1 protein-coding gene is annotated in these 446 nt (G+C 45.5%); it reads right to left on the minus strand.

What is annotated here, in order from left to right:
- Positions 1-24 precede the first annotated feature (24 nt).
- A partial coding sequence (locus F0L74_RS34650) for a JHBP domain-containing protein (RefSeq protein WP_213087176.1) occupies positions 25-446 on the minus strand: 422 nt, incomplete at its 5' end.

The raw sequence follows: 446 nt of genomic DNA on the forward strand, positions 1-446 counted from the left end.
GTTTAATGTTGTTGTTGTTGTTGCTTAGGGAAGAAAATCTTCGATTATTTGAAGCAGGGTATATTCCAAAAACCTGTTGATTGTGGTCCTGTTATTGGCAATAGTGGTTGGCACGGTCTGTGAGAGGAAGTTAGTGATGGTGTCGGAGAGGTCGCGTCCAAACAAATTAACATTTAGATCCGCCTCAACTCCTCCTAAGGTAAGGTCTATATTGAGACTCCTAATAGAAATTCCGGAGACGACGCTGATGCTTATACGCACTTCAGCACTAACACGAAGGTTGTTTATGGCGGCACGTCCACTGGCGCTAGCGTAGCCTTCGTAATCGAACACATTAAGCTCAACACGGGCAGCACCGACGCTAGCTTCAACACGAGGTAGACTCAGGACTAAGTTGAGACGGGCGCTAAGGATGCTAAAATTGTTAGTGATAATGACGATGTTGC

It is taken from the genome of Chitinophaga agrisoli (assembly GCF_008386695.1).
Taxonomy (GTDB): Bacteria; Bacteroidota; Bacteroidia; order Chitinophagales; family Chitinophagaceae; genus Chitinophaga; species Chitinophaga agrisoli.